Annotated in this window: 1 protein-coding gene; it reads right to left on the bottom strand. The window is 34.9% G+C overall.

Going from position 1 to position 753, the window contains the following annotated elements:
• Positions 1–143: 143 nt before the first annotated feature.
• Positions 144–753, bottom strand: a 610-nt coding sequence (locus CDH49_RS15535; RefSeq protein WP_204524840.1) for a hypothetical protein, incomplete at its 5' end; no start/stop codon positions are given.

Here is a 753-nt window from a genome sequence, read left to right as displayed (position 1 = left end):
CACACAACGTGTTCGTGTATGGAAAGTTGCGTGTTAGCGGGCGAGGATTTTCCGAAGGAAAATCGGAAGCCAGCAAACAGGCAACCAACTTTGTGCTAGCTAAAACTAGCAATTTTTTATACACGGTGTTGCCACACGTTTTTTTATTCAGTTAATATTTCGTTTAATATAAAAGTCAAATTTTCTTTTCCAACTTCGCTTAATCCTCCATATTTCATATTCGGTGAAAATGGTTCCGATTCTGTCATTCCACAACCTTCCAAACATAGCCAAACCTTTCCAATTTCCTTATTTTCTTTATTATAAAATCTCAAAATATATTCCGATCCAGACAAACTCCAAGTAGTCTCTGACCAATCGAAATTGCTCGGATTATTGAAAAATGTAATTAAATCAGCTTTATTCAATTCCGATACAGTTTTGGAAGTCAAACGACTTGTCAAAAAGGTATTCTTAAACAACTTTATTTTCGCAACCTGTTCTCTTGGGAATTTATATTTTCCAAATCCGAAGTTTTTCTCAAACGCCTTTTCCTGTTGTTCAGACGTTTTGTGCATATAAAATTCATTCAGTTCGTCGGTCGGAATGTGTTTGGAATAAAATTGTCCTCTGTCAGCAATATCCCAAATTATTACAAATCCGAATATTGCTAAAATTCCAATTACTAATAATATTTTTTTCAGGATTTTCAATTCGTGACGGTTTTTCTCAAATGTGTGGCAACGTGTTCGTGTATGGAAAGTTGCGTGTTTG

The organism is Confluentibacter citreus, assembly GCF_002807055.1.
GTDB lineage: Bacteria > Bacteroidota > Bacteroidia > Flavobacteriales > Flavobacteriaceae > Confluentibacter > Confluentibacter citreus.
The sequence above is the reverse complement of the archived record's forward strand: the minus strand, read 5'-3'. Positions and strand labels throughout refer to the sequence as shown.